Source organism: uncultured Veillonella sp., assembly GCF_963534045.1.
Lineage (GTDB): Bacteria > Bacillota > Negativicutes > Veillonellales > Veillonellaceae > Veillonella.
This window is the reverse complement of sequence record NZ_CAUSQT010000015.1, coordinates 17406-36647: the sequence shown is the minus strand read 5'-3', so window position 1 is coordinate 36647 and position 19242 is coordinate 17406. Positions and strand designations below refer to the sequence as shown.

Here is a 19242-nt window from a genome sequence, read left to right as displayed (position 1 = left end):
GCTCAAAATGGCATGCTTATGGTGACATGTAATGGGACGGCCGTTGTAGTTTAATCAAAATTAATAGGATAAGTAGTGTCTCCTCACTCCATTGGCTATACGGCCTAAAGGCCTACCCAAAAGTCGTTCGGAAACACTACTTATCCTATTTTGCTTAAAACTTCCACCGGCTGGGTCTGGGTGAGAAGGGCCATAAGTAGGGTGTGAGGCAGCAGAGGAGCAAAGCAACGCATGAGGCCCACACATCACTTAGTCCTGAACGTAAGATTTTATGAAATGAAATCCACAGTGAAGGTAAAGTCGCATGAAAGTCATGCTCAGCTTTTCTTATTAAATACAACAGTCTAAATTAGAAAAAGGCAGCAGATTTTGTGATCTGCTGCCTTTTAGTGTGCAATAATGGGGCTCTTAAAAATTAGAATAGGCGTGTTCTAATTTAAGAAAGGTATGTATGGTGCTTCTAAGAAATAGAACAGGCGTGTTCTAATTTAAAAAAGGTATGTATGGTGCTCCTAAGAAATAGAACAGGCGTGTACTAATTTAAGAAAGGTATGTATAGGGCTCCTGATAAATAGAACAGGCGGGTACTAATTAAAGGACGGTATATATGGTGTCCTAAAAAATAGAATAGGCGTGTTCTAATTAAAAAAGGGTATGTATAGGGCTCCTGATAAATAGAACAGGCGTGTTCTATTTAAAAAAAGGTATGTATAGTGCTCCTGGGAAATAGAACAGGCGTGTTCTAATTTAAGAAAGGTATGTATGGTGCTACTAAGAAATAGAATAGGCGTGTTCTAATTTTATAAGGGTATAAATGGTGCTCTTAAAAAATAGAACAGGCGTGTACTAATTTAAAAAGGTATGTATGGTACTCCTAAGAAATAGAACAGGCCTGTTCTATTTTAAAATGGGATATGTATGTAAGGCAATATAAAACAGCAGGGCTGCCACCCTGCTGTTTTTTGTTGCGTGAATACATTGCAACTTATTTATTTTACCTTATACCATGTTGCGTACATAACTGGTAGTACGATAAGTGTTAGTATGGTTGCTACGAGTAGGCCGCCGCTGAATGCGATGGCGAGCGGGCTCCAGAATACGGATCCCATGAGTGGTATCATACCAAGGATGGCCGCTATGGCGGTTAGCATGATTGGTCTGAAACGCAATGTAGCGGAGTTGATGATGGCTTCGCGGGCAGATTGTCCTTCGGCGCGGTGGATTTCGATTTGGTCCAACAGGATGATGGAGTTACGAATGATCATACCGGAGAGGGCAATGATGCCAAGTATAGCCATAAATCCAAGTGGTGTACGCGTAATGTTTAGGGCCAGTACAACACCGATGAGTCCAAGCGGAGCCGTAAATAGGGCCATAAACATGAGGGCAATTCTCTTTAATTGGAACATGAGAATCGTCATGATCGCAAAGAGCATGATTGGCATTGGCACGAGCAATTTTTGAACGGCGGTGACGCTCTTTTCAGCAGAACCATCGAGGTCGATGGTATAGCCGGTTGGCAAGTTTTGACGGTATTCTTCAAGGTTCTTGTAGATTTCCTTCGTCTTAGCATTGCCGAGCACGCCAGGGCCTACATTAGCATGAATGCTAATGGTTGGCATCATGTTGCGGTGCCAAATAATGCCTTCTTCTTGGCTCATAGAAATCGTTGCGATTTGGCTGAGCGGTACATAGGAACCATTTCCTGTTTGGATTGGTAATGATGAAAGGGCTGCCAAATTGTGGTTTTCATTGCCGCCCAATCTGAAAGTAACAGGAATGGTTTGGTTTCCTTCGTAATATTCACCGGATTTTGTGCCAGATAATAGACTTTGTAGATGAAGCGATACGGCGTAGCTATTAACGCCAAGTAAACGCGCTTTATCTGGATCGATGTGAATTTGAGCAACTGGCTCTGTATCTGGCCAATCGAAGGCGATATTATGTAAATCCTTATCCTCCTGCATCTTGGCTTTCACATCATTTGCAATCGTTTTAACCTCAGACGCATTAGGTCCTGATACGCGAAGCATAACAGGATATTTAGAAGGTGGTCCAATTTGAACAAATTGCATGTTGATGAGTGCCGATGGATATTGATCGTTTAATTGATCTTGTAAATCTTTGAATAACGCATCTCGATCCTCTAGGGATTTTGTAACGATGATGGTTTGCATGAAATTAGCACGCGGCAATTCCGGTTCTAATGTCAATACAAACCGCGGCGACCCTTCGCCTACATAGGTTGTGAAATGGTCGATATGTTCGTTATCCTTTAACAAAGCATCCAACGATTTAGCTTGGCTTTGGGTATAATCGATAGACGAGCTTTGAGGAAATTGCATAGATACGATGATTTCATTCCGCGTCGACGATGGGAAAAATTCCTGTTTGATGAGCGGGAATGAAAGCAAGGATAGGATGAAAGCCCCTAATGTTAGGAGTAATACGGCCTTATGATGACCCAGTGCCCAGTGAAGGAGGCTTTCAAAACGAGCATAAAAAACAGTTTTCAGACGATGCATGATATGATCGCGGCGAGTCCATTCCGACTCGGGTTTCTCGGCCTTGTTTTCGATGATTTTATAGCCCAAGACCGGACTGACCAGAACGGACGCAATCCAGGATAGGATAAGAGCCATAAAGACAACGATGGACAGGGATTTGGTGAATTCCGCAACCATGCCCTCCGCCAAGGCGAGAGGCAAGAACCCCGCACAGGTAATGAGCGTGCCGGACAGCATCGGAAAGGCCGTTGATTCGTAGGCGAACGTAGCAGCGCGCCAGTGGTTAAATCCCTCTTCGAGTTTAACACTCATCATTTCCACGACGATGATGGCGTCATCAACGAGCAGACCCAGTGCCAAGATGAGGGCGCCAAGGCTAACCTTATGCAAATAAATTCCATTTTCATACATCAGTACAAAGGTGGTGGACACTACGACCGGAATGGTAAGGGCCACCACGATGCCCGTACGAATGCCAAGGGATGCAAAGCTGACGAGCAATACGATGGCAATGGCTTCGAATAAAGATTGGGAGAAATCGCCGATGGATTCCTTAACGATGTGCGGCTGATTCGACACTTGGTCGAGGCTTAAACCTGCAGGAATCGTCGTTTTTAGCTCTTTCAGTTTCGTATCGATGGCCTTACCAAATTCGATGTTATTCGCACCAGCATCCATGGAAATGGCGATGCCAATGGCCGGCTTGCCTTCATAGTAGAACTGAGGACTAGATGGGTCTTTATAGGTCATCGTTACGTCCGCAATATCGCCGAGGCGAATCGTTTGGTTATTGATGCGAACCGGCATATTTTTGACAGCATCGACGCTATCAAAGACGCCGTTGATGCGTAAATATACATTATTCGTATCCGTATTGACCATGCCCGCTGGCACCATGGCGCTTTGCTGTTTGAGGGCCGTCAATAATTGTTGGGTGCTCACCTGATACGATGCGAGCTTGTCCTTGTTAATCGTTACATCTAAGGACTTTTCTTGCACACCGATGAGGGTAATCTTTTTAACATTCGGAACGGACAAGAGCTGCCGTTTTAAATCTTCCGCTTGTTGCCGTTTCTCTTCGTATGAGAATTCATCACCTGAAAGCGCGTAAATGGTGCCGTATACATCATCGAATCGATCATTGATAGATGGACCTTGCACACCGGATGGCAAGGATTTCCATTCGTCATTGATCATATTCCGCGCTTCTTCCCAGGCGGGACGAATTTTGTTAGACGGTAAATCTTCTTTCAGATTGATATAAATAACAGATTTGCTGCCGTCGGTGAAAGATTTAGTATAATCCACACCTGGCAAATCTCGTAGTTTTTCTTCGAGCTTATCCGTTACTTGATCCGACATTTGTTGTGGTGAAGCACCGGGCCAAGATACGCCCACAACCATGGTACGCATCGTAAAGTCAGGATCTTCCATGCGTCCCATGTGGGTGAACGAGAATATACCAAAGGTGAGGAGTACGGCAATGAAGTAGTAGATAATGGATTTATGGCGTAATGCCCAATCGGCTAAGTTAAACTTCTTCATTCATGCACCGCCGTTCCTTCTTGTAATTGTTGAGTACCTGCGGTGATGACGATATCCCCTTTAGCGAGACCATTTTTAACAATAACCGAATTATTACCAAATTCGCCGGTTTGAATAGGAACGAGATGTGCTTTCTTGTCTCGAATGATATACACTGCGTTATTACCTTGTTTGTCTTTCACCAACGCCGTCAACGGTATGGAGATATCCGTTGTATCCGTTTGATTGAGGATGGCATTGATGGTCATACCGAGCTGCACCTCTTTTGGAGGATTTTGTAATGTGATTTTGACCGTATATGTCCGCGCCACAGGGTCTGGAACCGGTGAAATTTCACGGACAATACCTTGTACTTTCACATCAGGCAAAGCCCAAAAACTAATGGTGGCTGTGCTGCCTGGATGAATCTTACTCATTTCTTGCTCTGGCAAAGCGATGACTGCCTCAGGTTCGTGACCGGCCGCCAAGGTACCTATAGCCTGGCCTGCTGCCACGACCTGACCGGCCTCGACATTGAGGGCCGTGATAATACCGCTGTCTGGAGCAACCAAAGTAGTATAACTATTTTGATTGTTACTCAAATTGAGACCTGCTTGGGCTTGTTGCAACTGAGCTTTCGCCGCATTTAGTTGATTTTCAGCTTGATCCAATTGTAATTTACTGATAGCCTGCTCAGCGTACAAAGCGCGGTATCTTTCAGCATTCGTACTGGCTAAATCATAGGCCGATTGCGCCGCTGTAACAGCACCTTGTGCATTTTGCACCTGACTCGCCGTGTCAGCGCCATTAATCTGAGCAATCACCTGTCCGGCCTGCACAGCAGTACCAACACTGACAAACTTGTTAATCACGCGGCCGCCAATCTGGAACGCCAAATTCGTTTCTGTCCGATTCTTAATAGTTCCCGAATACCCAGCACTCGTCGTGCCAGCTTCTTCGCCAATCGTAATCGTCCGCACCTTGAGACTCGTATCATGATCATCTTGATTCGACCCACAACCGCCGATGATTAGTGCACTCATCAACAGCGCCGTAGTCAAACCCAATACACTACGATTCATAATCCCCTCCTTCACACACATAATAGAGGTTATTGTGAAAGCAATAACTACTACGAAATATATATTTTATACAATTAAATAATACTACACTTTAGATAAAAATTCTATAAGTATATTAGAAAATATATATGTTAATTAACTACAACGGTGTACCTTGTCCCAAATCCGACACGCTACTGCGCTTCGCGGAGCCCGAAGTCGTTTTGGGACAAGGTACACCTTTCTACTGTAGATCTGAATTAGGTAACTCATTAACATATATATTTTCTAATATTAGGAGGAGGGGACCTTCGTGGAAGAATTTAGGTTGTGTAGTTTCCATGCGTCGCTGCGCTCCTCTGTTAGCTCACACCCTGCGTTGGGCTCCGCGTAGCGTGTCTCTTTCATAGATTGTGTTGAAACAAGTTGTGCGAATTACAGTAGAAATGAAAATTTGAGCACGTAGGATCATAGGATATTAGTGATAAAAAAATAGACTTCCAAAAACGACTTTCCCAGATGCTGTGGATTTTCTGATGGAAAATCTTACGCCTCTGGATTAGCGATGTGTGGCTCCCATACGTCGCTACGCTCCTTTGTTAGCTCACACCCTGCGTCGGCCCTGCGGAGGCCGTAGGCCGGAGTCAGACCCGGCTTGTCTATCCGCAATAGATTATGTTAACCAAGTTGTGCAACAAACGTAGAATAGAAGAAGATAGAACCCCTCCTGAAAACGACTTCGGGCTCCGCGTAGCGCAGTAGCGTGTCGTCTTTCAGGAGGGGTTCTCTCTTCAATCTTTATTCTTCTGTTTGTTCCACAACTGGTTCAACATAACTAACCAAAATTTTGTCTATCCGAGTATTATCCATATCCACGATTTCGAATGTGTATCCGTCCCAGCTGGTTTTGTCGCCTTCGCGTGGGATTCTACCGAATAGTAGGTTCATGAGGCCGCCCAGTGTTTTGTAGAGGTCGTCTTCTTCGCGAGGAAGTTCTTTGTCGATGTGGAAGAATTCTTTGAATTCGTCTACGTCGAGTAGGCCATCTACGAGCCAAGTGCCGTCTTCGCGTTCAACGATGCGGTTTTCTTCTTCTTGGCGTTCTTCTTCGCCGGATGGCATGAGGCCTACGATTTCTTCCATGATATCGTGTAAGGTAACGAGGCCGCTAAAGCCGCCGTATTCGTCGAGGACGATGGTTTCGTGAACGCCTTCGTTACGCAATGTATTGAGCAATTTCATAAGGGAAATGGACTCAGGCACGAGCAATGGTTCTTTCAGACAAGAATGGATGACATGATGCAAGGATTTTTCGCCTTGTAAGCATTGGACCATCACATCGGTTACATTGACCACGCCGCGCAATTCGTCGAGCGAGTCTTCACCTACCGGAATGCGATATTGGTTCGCCGTTTTTAGGACTTCCATTATTTCTTCTTCGGATGAGTTCAAGTCAATCCATTTGAGCTGCGTCCGCGGTGTCATGACATCGCCAGCATTCATGTCTGCTAAGTGGAAAATATTTTCCACGAGGATTGGTTCCTCTTCCTCAAAGGCCCCCATGGCTACGCCTTCGGTGAGCATTTTGTTGATTTCCGATTCCGTTACAGGCGCTTCTTCTTTCACAGTGACGCCCAATATTTTCAATAGAAAATCCGTGGATACGCCGAGGAATAGTACGATTGGTTTTAATGCTTGTGAAAGCCAGTAAATTGGCTTGGAAACAACAACGGCAATTGCCTCAGGGCTGTTGATAGCTAGGCGTTTTGGCACCAATTCACCGATGACAAGGGACAAATAGGTGATGATGGAAACGATTAAGAAAGAACTAATAGAAGCCGCATAAGGAGCGATACTAGGGAAGGCTTTCACCAAAACGTCCTCTAACGGCGCGGAAAAGGTAGCACCGGAATACAAACCAGTCAAAATGCCGACGAGGGTGATGCCTATTTGGATGGTAGAGAACATCTCGTTCGGATTCTCCGCCAACTCAAAGGCCTTCTTGGCGCGCTCATTGCCAGATTCGGCCATCTCCTCGAGGCGGCGCTTCTTGGCATTGACGATAGCGAGCTCGGTCATAGAAAAAATGCCGTTCGCGATGATTAAAATGACGATAATTATAAAATCTAAGGTCAGATCACTGTCCATGTAAGTAAATACTCCTTTTTATGAGATACAATTCTGCACATGAGAAAAATTGAAATATTACTCTTTAGTATATCATATTCGAATCATATATGGTAAATACAACAAAAGCACCCATGAAAGGTGCTTTTGTTGTATACTATAGGTGTTACTGCCCCATACTGGTAACAGAAAGGGGGTGAAAATGTGTTTGACACTTTGACTTCCTTAATAGTGTCTATCATAGCAGGTGTAACCTGTCACTACATCTGCAAGTGGCTAGATAGATATTTTCGTCAGTAACTAGCACAGAAAAAGGAGGGCTGCCCCCCTCCTTTTTCGTTTGCGTGAAAATGTGTCACACATTGACTTCCTTTGTCATATATTATATTACATGATTATTTAACGTTTGTAAATGATGCAATCTATGTATACAATGATTCATAAGAACATTAATAAAACTATAATGTACATGTATATAAGTAATAGGGAGCAGGATACGATGACAAGCGAACAGGAATGGGAACAAGTGTTACAGATTAAAACCACAGGCCGTGATGATAGCCGTTCGGATGCAGAGCATCATCCATATGAGCCAACGGATTATTGTGTTCTTGAACGCCTTGCCAATAGTGGTTATATTACGAAACAAAATACCCTCATTGATTACGGCAGTGGCAAGGGGCGCGTTAGCATATTTATGGCTAATCAGATGCGGTGCCATTCCATCGGTATCGAATACGATGAACGTTTGTATGAACGTGCTATCGTAAATGGTGAAAGCCAAGCTGCCAAGAACCGTGTATCTTTTATCCTCGGAGATGCAGCTACCTTTATATTGCCAGATAACGCAGATCGATGCTTTTTCTTTAACCCCTTTGCACTGCATACCATTAAACGCGTATTAGGTAATATATTTGATTCTTTATATCATCATCCAAGAGAAATTCTACTATTCTTTTATTATGTTAATGAAGAAGTGGAAAACTTTCTAAATAACCACGTGCGCCTCGAAGCAGAAGAAGCCATACAGTGTGGGGATTTATTTCAAGAAAATGATGAAAAAGAACGCATATTAGTGTATAGGGTGAATATGTTTTAGTACTTTCACTAAAACACGCAGAAAATCCGCATATTTTCTGATATAATAATAGATTAGAGAGTATAAAAATTTATTTTTCTATTCACCATGGTATGTATTGATTCGTAATGATTAATCGTAGTGATTAGGGCTGAGTATATACCATAAAGGAGGAACGTATGGAACGCGTGTCAGCAAGTCTTATTGAAGAAATTCGCAGTGCCTTAGTAGAGCGTTATAATCGTGATCAAGAGATTCAGCAAATGATTGAAGAAATCGGTGCTGAGGAAGGTCTTAACGAAAAAGAATTGTCTGTTATTTACCAAGCCTATTTAGAGGTTAAGGAACGCATGCAATATACGGCGAATTTGATGGAATTGTGGAATCAAATTGAGGTTGTTCAGGACCGCATGAGTATGCTTAATTCTTATGAAAGCTTGGAACGCGATTTGTTTGGTGATGTTCTTTCCTTTGATAAACCGATGGGCTATGGAGCAACGAATCAAGACAACTTAGATTATGCGATGGAGCAAATTAAGTTACAAGATATAGATACTGAGCTCGAAAATATTGAAATGGCTAAGGATTATTTAATTAATAAGAAAGATAGCGATAGTAACATGAAGGATATTGACCTTGTCAAGGAATATCCTATCGATGATCAAGACGATGTTTATGTTGATGAAAATTCAACAAATAAGAAAACTACATCTAATCGTAATGACGTCAATGACGATGAATTTGATGACGATGAGGACGATTTTGATGATGAAAGCGTATTAGACAGAGATATTCGCACGTCCTTAGATCCTTATGATATGGTGAATTCTTTGTTGTACTCCAAACAATCTGGTGATGATACAACTAAAACCAAACAACAAAAGGAAATCGATAAGCTTATCAAAAAACAACTGAAACGCGTGGAAGAAGAATGGGCGAAGCTTTCAGGAAAAAACGCTAAAAAAGATAAGAAAAAGAAAGATAAAAAGAAAGACAAAGATACAAAGAAGGACAAAAAAGACAAGCAGTCTAAGAAAGAGTCCGAATTAGTAAAGGAATCTAAGAAGTCCAAGAAGGATAAAGAGTCCCAAAAAAGTAAGAAGGACAAGGATTCTAAAAAAGATAAGAAAAATAAGGATGCTAAGAAGGATAAAAAGGCTAAGAAATTAGAAAAAGCCTTGAAGAAAGAATCCAAAAAGTCCACAAAAAAGGACTAACCGTAGATTTCACAGATGACCACGGCCAGAAAACTACGGATAAGGGCTGTGGAAAATGTAAGCGGTGCAAGGGACCGCGGTGTAGGAAATATAGTATATAAAGTTGGGGAATGGTATGAATCGTTGGTTGAATTGGATACAGGGAATTCAACAAGAGATAAAGGCTTTTTTGTTCTTTTCTATCTTGTTTACACTCTTTAGAATTGTATTTTTAGTCATTTTTCAGTCCCAATTGGATACGGCTACGATGAGCGACATTTTGATGTCCTTGTGGCTCGGTTTCCGATTGAGTTTGAAAACGGTTGGATCCATTGTGCTCGTAGGATTGCTCTTTGGCACAGTGCCATCTATCATATGGTCCAAATGGAAGGCCCAAGGCGTGCGTAAGGTTTGGTACGGCCTTGTTACGATTCTATTTACATTGCTCTTTATGGGGCGCATCCCGTTTTATACCATATTCAATTCTTCGTATAATGCGATGCTTATCAATGGCAAACATGACGATATTCATGCCATTATCAATACGGGTATCAATGAATACCATGCTATTCCATTTTTAATTGGTGGTATTGCGCTGAGCATTGGTTTGACTTGGCTGTTGGTGAAAGTCCTCAATACGAAAACCATTCAATGGACACCTAGCACTAAGCATAGTAAATGGATTACGGGAATCCTCAGTTTTGTTGGATTTGGCGTGTTATTCGTATTTTTCCGCTTTGGTGGAGCCTTTGGTTACACGAATTCCATTAACTGGGAAAGCGCAGCGCGCCTTAATTCTAATCTATTAAATGAAACCATCTTGGATGATGCACAAGCATTATACCGTGTAAAGTCCATTGCGAAACGGACCTCAGAATTAGAGGATATTCATTTAACGCCTGCTGAATTACATGAAAAAATCCAATCCATTGGCGGTAATCCTAGCAGTACACGATTTGATGAAGCTTTCACAAAAACGATAACAACAGAGCGATTACAGCAACAACCGCAATCTATTAATATCATTCTCGGTGAATCCTATGGCTTATGGCCGTTCCTTACTGAATTCAATGACCCTGGTGCTTACCTTGTAGAGCAAGGTCGCAAATACGCAGCCAATCCTCAGGCAATGGGTACACAAATGGCCTTGGCCCAAGGAACGGGTACGATGCCGGCCATTATCGGGTTGTTGACGGGCATGCCGGATACGGGGATGTATCCAAATTATAATGTTGGCTTGTTACAAGAACCGTATGGCCTTGGTATTGGACCGGTCATGAAAAAACTCGGTTACAAAACCGTATTTTGGTACGGCGGGTTCAGCACATGGCAAAATGTTAAGAACTTTGCGTTGGAACAAGGATTTGATGAATTTCATGATGCATCGGAAATGCCGAGCGATGAAGAAAACGCTTGGGGCGTAGCCGATGGAGATATGTTCAAGGCCATCAATGCGTACATGGACAAACATCGTGGCGAAAAGATCATCAACGTCATCATGACAACGTCAAATCATCCACCATATAGTGTAAATGTGGCTAAGGAAGGCTATGATGCGGATAAGGTTCGTAAGAACTTGCCAGATTCCATTGCGAATACGGATAAGCAAATCAACGAAATGGGGCATATTTGGTATGCAGACCATGTGATGGGTGAATTTATTAGCAAAGAGGAACAAGTTGATCCAACAGCTCTATTCGTCATCACCGGTGACCATAGCGAACGCTTTACCTTCGCTCATGAGGAAGGTCCTAAGGTAGCATCCACGATTCCGATTATTTTCTACGGTCAAGGCATCAAAAAAGAATGGCTTTCACAAGATGCATTTGGCATGAGTATTCAAATCATTCCAACATTAGCTGAACTTGTAGGACGTACAGGGCAAACCTATGAGGCTATGGTGCCAAGTCTATTTAATCAAGGTCCGTTCGTGTTTAATCATCGTTTGTGGATGGATAAGACTGGCATATATGTAGAAGATGAGAAAATGCCGCAAGCATATGCTAACGTTATGAAAACCATGCGAGAATTAACGGCTTGGCGGTTAAAACATGGGGATAGTATCCAATAGGGGAGACATACATGGCAACAGTAACGGTCATTATTTTGGTTAAAAATGAAGAACAACATATGAAAGACTGTATCGCATCTGCACAATTTGCTGATGAGGTGCTTCTTATCGATGACGGCAGCACGGATAAAACGGTAGAGATTGCTGAATCTATGGGGGCCCGCGTCGTACATCATGCTATGAATGGCGATTGGTCTCAACAACGACGCTTTGCTGTCGAAGAGGCTCGGTCCGAATGGATTTTCTTCCTCGATGCAGATGAACGCATTTCGCCAGAATTACAACGAGAAGTACAAGATGTGCTGGCTAAGAATGAGAAAAAAGCATACTGGATTGAACGGTCCAATGTGTTCCATCACAATAAGGCCACTCATGGTGTGTTGCGACCTGATTACGTGTTGCGATTTATGCCAAAAGAGGGTACGAATATAGAAGGCTTTGTACATGAAACTATATCCAGCACCTATCCTGAGGCTAAATTACATGGCAAAATGTATCATTATACTTACGATAATTGGCATCAGTATTTCAATAAATTCAATAATTATACGACATTGGCGGCTAAGAAATATAAGGAAAACGGAAAATCCTGTTCCTTTGTAAAGGATATTCTTATCCGTCCAAGCTGGGCTTTTTTCAAGGTGTACATTTTAGATAGAGGTTTTTTAGATGGAAAAATGGGATTTATCCTTTCCGTGAACCATTATTTCTATACCATGATTAAGTACGTAAAGCTATATTATTTATTGAAATCCAATGGGAAACTATAACAGATCTAGATAATAGATTCTAGATAACAGATGAGTGTTAGTAGAGAAAGGAAGGACCACAATGCGCGTAGCCATTTTAGAAAGCATCATTATGCCTGCTGGTCATGAGGTAGAATTTGACCGGATGATCATCAATGAATTAAAACGCCAAGGTCATGAACCGATATTGATGGTGCCGGAGAATTTTACCTTTAAGGTTGATTATGGCGTTGACGTTATCTATCTTGAGGGCGGAGAGGTAGTGACCTATGCAGGTGCATCGAAATGGAAAAAGCCGTTCTTATCTATATTACGCGAACGCCGCCGCCGCGCATGGTTTACTTCCGCTGCCAAGAAATTAGAGGAACATCATTGTGATGCTTTAATCATTCCTACCTCCACGTATCGCTATATAAAAGCACTATTGGATACGCCTTTAAAACATGCAAAGGTACCAGTTCACTTTATTTTCCATGGCATTGGCAAGGGTGAAAACGTACGGTTCTTGAAACAAGCGGAACGTGCCAATCGATATCCGAATATTTACCTAGATGTCATTACCTTGCGCGACGATATGCTGCGCAGTGATCTACCGCGCGTCCGTCCTATCTTACCTCCTGTGTTTACGCCATCCACAGGCGAAACACCAACCTTCTCTACACATACGCCGCTTCGTCTTGGCTTTTTCGGTCAGTTCCGCAAGGAAAAAAATATTATCCCATTATTGGATGCTTTTAAAACAGCTACCTTTACAGGTCCCGTAGAACTCTTGGTACAAGGGGCAACGGCAAAACCTGAGGACGGCGAATTATTTGATGCCATCGCTGACGAATACAAGGATGTGCTAGGGCTTTCATTCCTACATGCGAACCTTATCGGACCCGATTGGGACAAGGCTCTACTCGATGTAGATGCCATCTTGATGCCATACGGTGCCGAGCGGTATCGCTATCACTGGAGCGCTATGCTCTACACGGCTATTGGGTTCTATAAACCGGCCTTGGTATCACCTGAAATCAATCCTGAGGTGCTGCGCGATTATCATGTTGGTGAAAGCTTAGACATATCCTCGGTGGATACGATTCGTGCTGGATTAGAACAATTCGTAAACAAAATGATTGAATATCCAGACATATATGAGGCGGGTTTGGTACAAGCCAATGAAGACTTTGGACATAAACGGATGATGGATTCGATTATTAATGTATAGAACAACTAAGGAGAGTGTATGTTTCAATATATAAAGGACCAATGGGCTAATGGTCGAGCTATTTATGGGAAAAAATCGTGGCGCGAAACACGTCGCGTAATCTTGCATTTCTTGCGAACTGTAGGCCACAAACAAGAGATGATGGAATATAAGGCTTTTTTTGAAAGCTACGCACCAGATCAACATATTTTAGATAAACAAGAAGGCCTGTATGAGTTGATGAGTCGTATTTTCTTGTTTAAAGAATCTACCTTGCGTGAACGCATTGATGCGGTAAAGAATCACTTTACAGCTCTAGAAGACGTATTTACGCCAGAGACTATCGAAATGCTATACAATCCGGATGAACTAAAACCGGAAGGATTAAAACAAGGTATTCTCCTATGGGATGATGCTGATTTAAACATGACCGCACACCTTAACTTTATGACCGGTCAACGTAAGGAAGGTTTATTTACCATTCTGTTACAACTAGGAGACCAAGGCGTATACCATGCGAACATCCGCCTCGGCAAAGGTCTAGAAGGGGAACCAGCATTGTGGATTGGTACCATCCAAGGGTATAAAGATGGCCTCGATAATGCGAAACATATTACAAAGAAAATGTTTGGCTATCGTCCAAAAAACTTTATCGTATTTTTGATTCGGGAACTCGCTAAATACTGTAAAGTTCAATCCATGTATGCCGTATCTGATGAAGGTTTTTACGCTAATACACACATGGTGCGTGGCCATAAGGCAAAAGTAGCTGAACTCGATCCATTGTGGGAAGACATTGGCGGCACAGTTACACAAGATCCACGATTCTTTACAATTCCATTGGAAGAATACAGAAAACCGATTGAAGAAATTAAATCACAAAAACGTAGTCAGTATCGGAAGAGATATGAACTATTAGATCAGTACGAAGAACAAATTAAAGGGAATTTGAAGGCGTATTTAAAATAGAATATTGGAATGTATAAAACTTCTACTATTAAATGTAATTGATTATATAGTAGAAGTTTTTTATAGGATTAAATTTTAAGTGATTATATACATTTTAATAAATGAATAAAGTATGAGTTTATGCGTGATTAAAGGTCCATATATGCTATAATAAATGTAACTATTACAGTCAGTAAGCACCTTTTTCAGTAGTTATATATAATGGGGATTGATAATGAATATTTTATTAGTAAATACAACAAAGATGGTTGGAGATACAGGTGGATTAGCAAAAGTAACGAGTGCTTTTGCTAATGAAATGCACAAACGAGGATATACTGTATCAGTTATTTATGCTGATGAACGTAGCGGTGATTTTTTCTTTCCTATAGATGAGGATATAAAGTGTTATGACGTACGACTACAGAATGGAAAGCGAATCAAATATCCGATTTTATTACGTTTAAAACGTGAGTTTTATCGGTTATTTAGTAAACAAAAAGCTCGTACTGTAAATAGTGATTTTTTTTCTAAATATATTTGTCCATATATTGGAAAAGTTGTAGAAAAAGTTAATCCAGATATAATTGTATCGTTTACACCTGGTGACTCTAAACAGTTAATTCTTGATTTAGGGGTTTCAAAAAATATTCCTATTATTACTATGAGTCATGGTAATCCAGAAGATTATTTTGAGTTTTATCCTGTTTTATCTTTAGAAGCAGTAAAACGTTCTGATGTAAATCAAGTATTATTACCATCCTTTAAAAAAATATTAGAAGAACATTTACCTAATAATAAGATTGTTGTGATAGGAAATGTAGTACCACAATTTACTAATCAAGTAGATTTAACAATGCCTAAAGATGTACATAAGATTTTATTTATAGGTCGTTTGGCAAAGGGACATAAGCGACCTCACTTATTAATTGAAGCATTCTCTAAAGTGGCAGATCAATTTCCAAATTGGATTGTTGAACTGTGGGGGGCTGATGAGAATAAAGCTTATAAAGCACAATTAGAATTGATGATAAAACAGGCTAATCTAACAGATAGGATTTTATTTAAGGGTATTACTAGAGATGTGGAATCCGTTTTATCAACAGGGGATATATATGCCATGATGAGTTCCGCAGAAGGTTTTGGTTTATCCATGGCTGAAGCTATGTCAAAGGGGTTGCCAGTGATAGCTTGTGATACATGGCTTGGTGTATCTGATATGATTCAGAATGATTATAATGGGATTTTAGTTAAAGATAATCCTACAGATATAGCACAAGGCCTTCAAAAATTAATGAGCGATAATAAATTACGTGCTAGATTAGGGAATAATGCATCATATTTTGTAAAACGATTTGCACCAGATATTATATGGTCTCAATGGGAAGATTTACTTAATGATATTATAAAAAATAGGGGTTAAATAGGGGTTACTTAATTTAATGAAAAAGGTAATTAAGGGGAAAGAACTTAAGTCTGTAATATTAAATACATTATTACGATTTGATGAGTTCTGTAAAGATAATGATATTAAATATACAATTGCTTATGGTACTGCATTAGGTGCTATCCGTCATAAAGGTTTTATCCCTTGGGACGATGATATTGATGTTATTATGATGCGACCAGAGTATGAAAAATTTGAAAAAGCCTGGAAACAATACATATTAAATAGTTCAGATCATTATAAATTATGGCCTGAAATGGATGAAGAAAATTATTTCATGGCATTTTGTGCTAAGTTTTTTGATACAGAAACCGTTTTATATGAACATTTTTCAAAAGGAAAAATAGTTGAATATGGTGTTTATATTGATATTTTTGTACTAGATCATATTCCTGTTGAAAAAAATGAACAACGGAAATTGTTTATGGATGTTAGATTCTATTGGAAATGGATTCAACACTTTCAACGGCACTTTAAAAAGTGGAATAAATTTGTGAGAAAATATCATTTGCCTTTACCTAGTTTAGATATGGTAGCAAAGCGGTTGATGAAATGTAAAAATAGGTATAATAGTCAATTTACTTCTTTAGTTTCTTTGACTCAGGATTATCATAAAAAAGAAGATATGAATAATTCTATTTATGAGTATGAGTGGTTTAATCACTTTATATTAGTTGATTTTGAAGGGTATAGACTTCCTATTATTTCTAACTATGATAAAATGCTTAAAAATAGTTATGGTGATTATATGAAGTTACCACCTAAGGAACAACAAATTGGTCATAATGTTGAGGCTTATTGGAAGTATTAGTCATTATAAAAATTTGAGATATGGGATTCTATTGATGGGGAGATAATAATGAATATCTGTATAGTTACCAATTTTAGAAATAGTAGTATATTTTCTAATAATATGACTGAGGCAAATACTCAATTGGGAAATAGTACAGATATCTTTACAATAGATTATGATAAATCTGTACAAGAAGAGCAGAATCGCCTATTAGCTGTAATTAAACATAAAAAAATAGATATCGTATTATTTCTTAATGATTTTAGATTTCCTGATCAATCATTTTTCTTAAATGAAACAATAGCTCAACAGACTGATTGTCGATTATGGGTTTGGGATGCTATGCATGATATAAATGATTTAAAAAATCATATATATCTATATTCTAAAATTTATTCTTTTGAGATAAATGATATTTTACAATTAAAAGAATATTATTCTATTGAAGGTGTATATTTACCATTATTTGCGGGACCAGAATTTTATGCTTCACCTCGCACATCTGAAGATAAACAAGATATCGATATATTTTTTATTGGTACAATTGCAGGTATACAAAAACGATTAGATATATTGGAAGCTGCTGCTAAGTTGGCATATGAGAAAAATTATAAGATGCTTGTATTAGGTCGTATATGGCATAATCATCATTGGTATCAACGAATCATAGGTAAATGGAAATTTAAGCGTAGATATCCATATCTATCTAAGTATGTTGAAAATAAGGTACTTGTACCTAGAGATGTTATTGAATATTATAAGCGCACTAAAATAAATTTGAATATTCATATAGAAGGACATACTTGTTATAATTGTCGAACTTTTGAAGTTATGGCGAACAATAATTTTTTACTTACTGATAGACAAAATGTATGTGATTTAAAATTAGAAGAAGGTAAGCATTTTGATTGCTATAGTAATACAAGGGAATTAGTTGATAAAATTCAATATTATATGAATAATGATAATAAACGTAATCATATTGCTAATGAGGGAGGAGAACTCATAAGAGAAGACTATAATTTAATTAATGCATTAAAAATAATTTTTTCTTAATTATATATAGTGGGGGTCATTTATGAAGGGGATTATTTTAGCTGGTGGATCAGGGACACGTCTATATCCACTAACATTAGTAACATCTAAGCAATTATTGCCTGTTTATGATAAACCAATGATTTTTTATCCATTATCTATGCTTATGTTAGCAGGTATTAAGGATATTTTGATTATATCGACACCACAGGACTTACCTAATTTTGAACGTTTATTAGGAGATGGTTCTCGGTATGGTATTAATTTACAATATAAAGAACAACCATCTCCAGATGGATTAGCACAAGCCTTTATTATTGGCGAAGAATTTATTAATGGTGATTCCTGTGCCATGATTTTGGGAGATAATATTTTTTATGGTGCCGGTATGAGAAAGCAACTGCAAGAGGCTGCACAGGCTACAACTGGTGCTACCGTATTTGGTTATCATGTAGAAGATCCAGAACGTTTTGGTGTTGTTGAATTTGATGAAAATGGACTCGTAAAATCTATTGAAGAAAAACCGAAATATCCAAAATCAAATTATGCTGTTACAGGGTTATATTTCTATGATAAAGATGTTTGTGAATTAGCTAAAAAAGTAACACCATCTGATCGTGGAGAATTAGAAATTACTGATTTAAATAAGATGTATTTAGAACGTGGAGATTTACGTGTAAAAACATTGGGGCGTGGATACTCTTGGTTAGATACTGGAACAGTAGATTCTTTAAATGATGCGTCTGAATTTGTGCGCGTTATCCAAACACGATCTGGTATTGAAATATCTGCATTAGAGGAAATCGCGTACCGTAATGGATGGATTAGTAAAGAACAATTACTAGAGAGTGCAAAGCTATATGGCAAATCACCATATGGTAAACATTTATGGCGTGTAGCAGAGGGGCAAATACAAGGATAGGGGTTGTATAGTATGGGAATTAATGTTACAGAAACAGGTATCCCAGGACTTGTGATTATTGAACCACAAGTTTTTGGTGATCATAGAGGATTCTTTATGGAATCATGGAATAAGCGAACTATGGAAGAGGCTGGCTTATTTTATAATTTTGTACAAGATAATCACTCATCATCTACTGTAAAAGGAACATTACGTGGTATTCACTTTCAATATGGAGATAAGGCACAAGCTAAATTAGTACGATGTGTTCGTGGTGCTGTACTAGATGTAGCAGTTGATCTTCGTAAGGATAGTCCTACATATAAACAATGGTATGCTGTTGAACTTAGTGAAGAAAACCAAAAACAATTTCTAATACCTCGAGGCTTTGGACATGGATTTGTGACACTAACTGATCATGTTGAGTTTATGTACAAAGCAGATAACTATTACGCACCAGAATCAGATGGTGGTATTCGATGGAATGATCCTATATTAGCCATTAATTGGGGGATAGAAAATCCTATCCTATCTGAAAAGGATACCAAATCTCCATTCTTTGATGAATTAGAGAATAAGATATCTTTTACAATGGCTGATAGTAAATAATAGGATG

At 39.6% G+C, this 19242-nt stretch carries 14 protein-coding genes; 11 read left to right on the top strand and 3 right to left on the bottom strand.

Annotated elements, in window-relative coordinates; translation table 11 throughout:
- Nucleotides 1-989: 989 nt before the first annotated feature.
- The 3 genes from RYP29_RS04150 to RYP29_RS04140 all read right to left on the bottom strand — a co-directional run bounded on the left by RYP29_RS04150 (nucleotide 990) and on the right by RYP29_RS04140 (nucleotide 7240).
- On the bottom strand, nucleotides 990-4052 hold the full coding sequence (locus RYP29_RS04150; protein WP_311532372.1) for an efflux RND transporter permease subunit: 3063 nt from the start codon (nucleotides 4050-4052) through the stop codon (nucleotides 990-992).
- Nucleotides 4049-5113, bottom strand: a complete 1065-nt coding sequence (locus RYP29_RS04145) for an efflux RND transporter periplasmic adaptor subunit (protein WP_311532374.1) — start codon at nucleotides 5111-5113, stop codon at nucleotides 4049-4051. Before RYP29_RS04145 ends, RYP29_RS04150 begins: the two co-directional genes overlap by 4 nt.
- 777 nt (nucleotides 5114-5890) lie before the next feature.
- Nucleotides 5891-7240, bottom strand: coding sequence for a hemolysin family protein (locus RYP29_RS04140; RefSeq protein WP_301834717.1), 1350 nt, complete (start codon nucleotides 7238-7240; stop codon nucleotides 5891-5893).
- A 478-nt stretch (nucleotides 7241-7718) separates the two neighbouring features.
- Here RYP29_RS04140 and RYP29_RS04135 point away from each other — a divergent pair, with 478 nt between their 5' ends.
- The 11 genes from RYP29_RS04135 to rfbC all read left to right on the top strand — a co-directional run bounded on the left by RYP29_RS04135 (nucleotide 7719) and on the right by rfbC (nucleotide 19235).
- Nucleotides 7719-8318, top strand: a complete 600-nt coding sequence (locus RYP29_RS04135) for a class I SAM-dependent methyltransferase (protein ID WP_311532378.1) — start codon at nucleotides 7719-7721, stop codon at nucleotides 8316-8318.
- A gap of 158 nt (nucleotides 8319-8476) precedes the next feature.
- Nucleotides 8477-9514 carry a hypothetical protein gene (locus tag RYP29_RS04130; protein ID WP_311532379.1) on the top strand — a complete coding sequence of 346 codons (1038 nt, stop codon included), beginning with the start codon at nucleotides 8477-8479 and terminating at the stop codon, nucleotides 9512-9514.
- A gap of 115 nt (nucleotides 9515-9629) precedes the next feature.
- Nucleotides 9630-11564: a sulfatase-like hydrolase/transferase gene (locus RYP29_RS04125; protein ID WP_311532380.1), complete on the top strand. Its 1935-nt coding sequence runs from the start codon at nucleotides 9630-9632 to the stop codon at nucleotides 11562-11564.
- Between the two features lie 11 nt (nucleotides 11565-11575).
- Nucleotides 11576-12334, top strand: a complete 759-nt coding sequence (locus RYP29_RS04120) for a glycosyltransferase family 2 protein (protein ID WP_311532381.1) — start codon at nucleotides 11576-11578, stop codon at nucleotides 12332-12334.
- Between the two features lie 61 nt (nucleotides 12335-12395).
- Nucleotides 12396-13523 (top strand): glycosyltransferase family 1 protein, encoded by a 1128-nt coding sequence (locus RYP29_RS04115; RefSeq protein ID WP_311532383.1) that lies wholly within the window; start codon nucleotides 12396-12398, stop codon nucleotides 13521-13523.
- A gap of 18 nt (nucleotides 13524-13541) precedes the next feature.
- Nucleotides 13542-14471 (top strand): DUF535 family protein, encoded by a 930-nt coding sequence (locus RYP29_RS04110; protein WP_311532385.1) that lies wholly within the window; start codon nucleotides 13542-13544, stop codon nucleotides 14469-14471.
- A 214-nt stretch (nucleotides 14472-14685) separates the two neighbouring features.
- Nucleotides 14686-15873, top strand: a complete 1188-nt coding sequence (locus tag RYP29_RS04105) for a glycosyltransferase (protein WP_311532387.1) — start codon at nucleotides 14686-14688, stop codon at nucleotides 15871-15873.
- A gap of 19 nt (nucleotides 15874-15892) precedes the next feature.
- On the top strand, nucleotides 15893-16708 hold the full coding sequence (locus RYP29_RS04100; RefSeq protein WP_311532389.1) for a LicD family protein: 816 nt from the start codon (nucleotides 15893-15895) through the stop codon (nucleotides 16706-16708).
- Nucleotides 16709-16756: 48 nt separating this feature from the next.
- On the top strand, nucleotides 16757-17746 hold the full coding sequence (locus tag RYP29_RS04095) for a glycosyltransferase (protein ID WP_311532391.1): 990 nt from the start codon (nucleotides 16757-16759) through the stop codon (nucleotides 17744-17746).
- A 22-nt stretch (nucleotides 17747-17768) separates the two neighbouring features.
- Nucleotides 17769-18647 (top strand): glucose-1-phosphate thymidylyltransferase RfbA, encoded by an 879-nt coding sequence (gene rfbA / locus RYP29_RS04090; RefSeq protein ID WP_311532393.1) that lies wholly within the window; start codon nucleotides 17769-17771, stop codon nucleotides 18645-18647.
- Nucleotides 18648-18659: 12 nt separating this feature from the next.
- Complete coding sequence (gene rfbC / locus RYP29_RS04085) at nucleotides 18660-19235, top strand: dTDP-4-dehydrorhamnose 3,5-epimerase (RefSeq protein ID WP_311532394.1); 576 nt, start codon at nucleotides 18660-18662, stop codon at nucleotides 19233-19235.
- The last annotated feature ends 7 nt before the right edge of the window (nucleotides 19236-19242 follow it).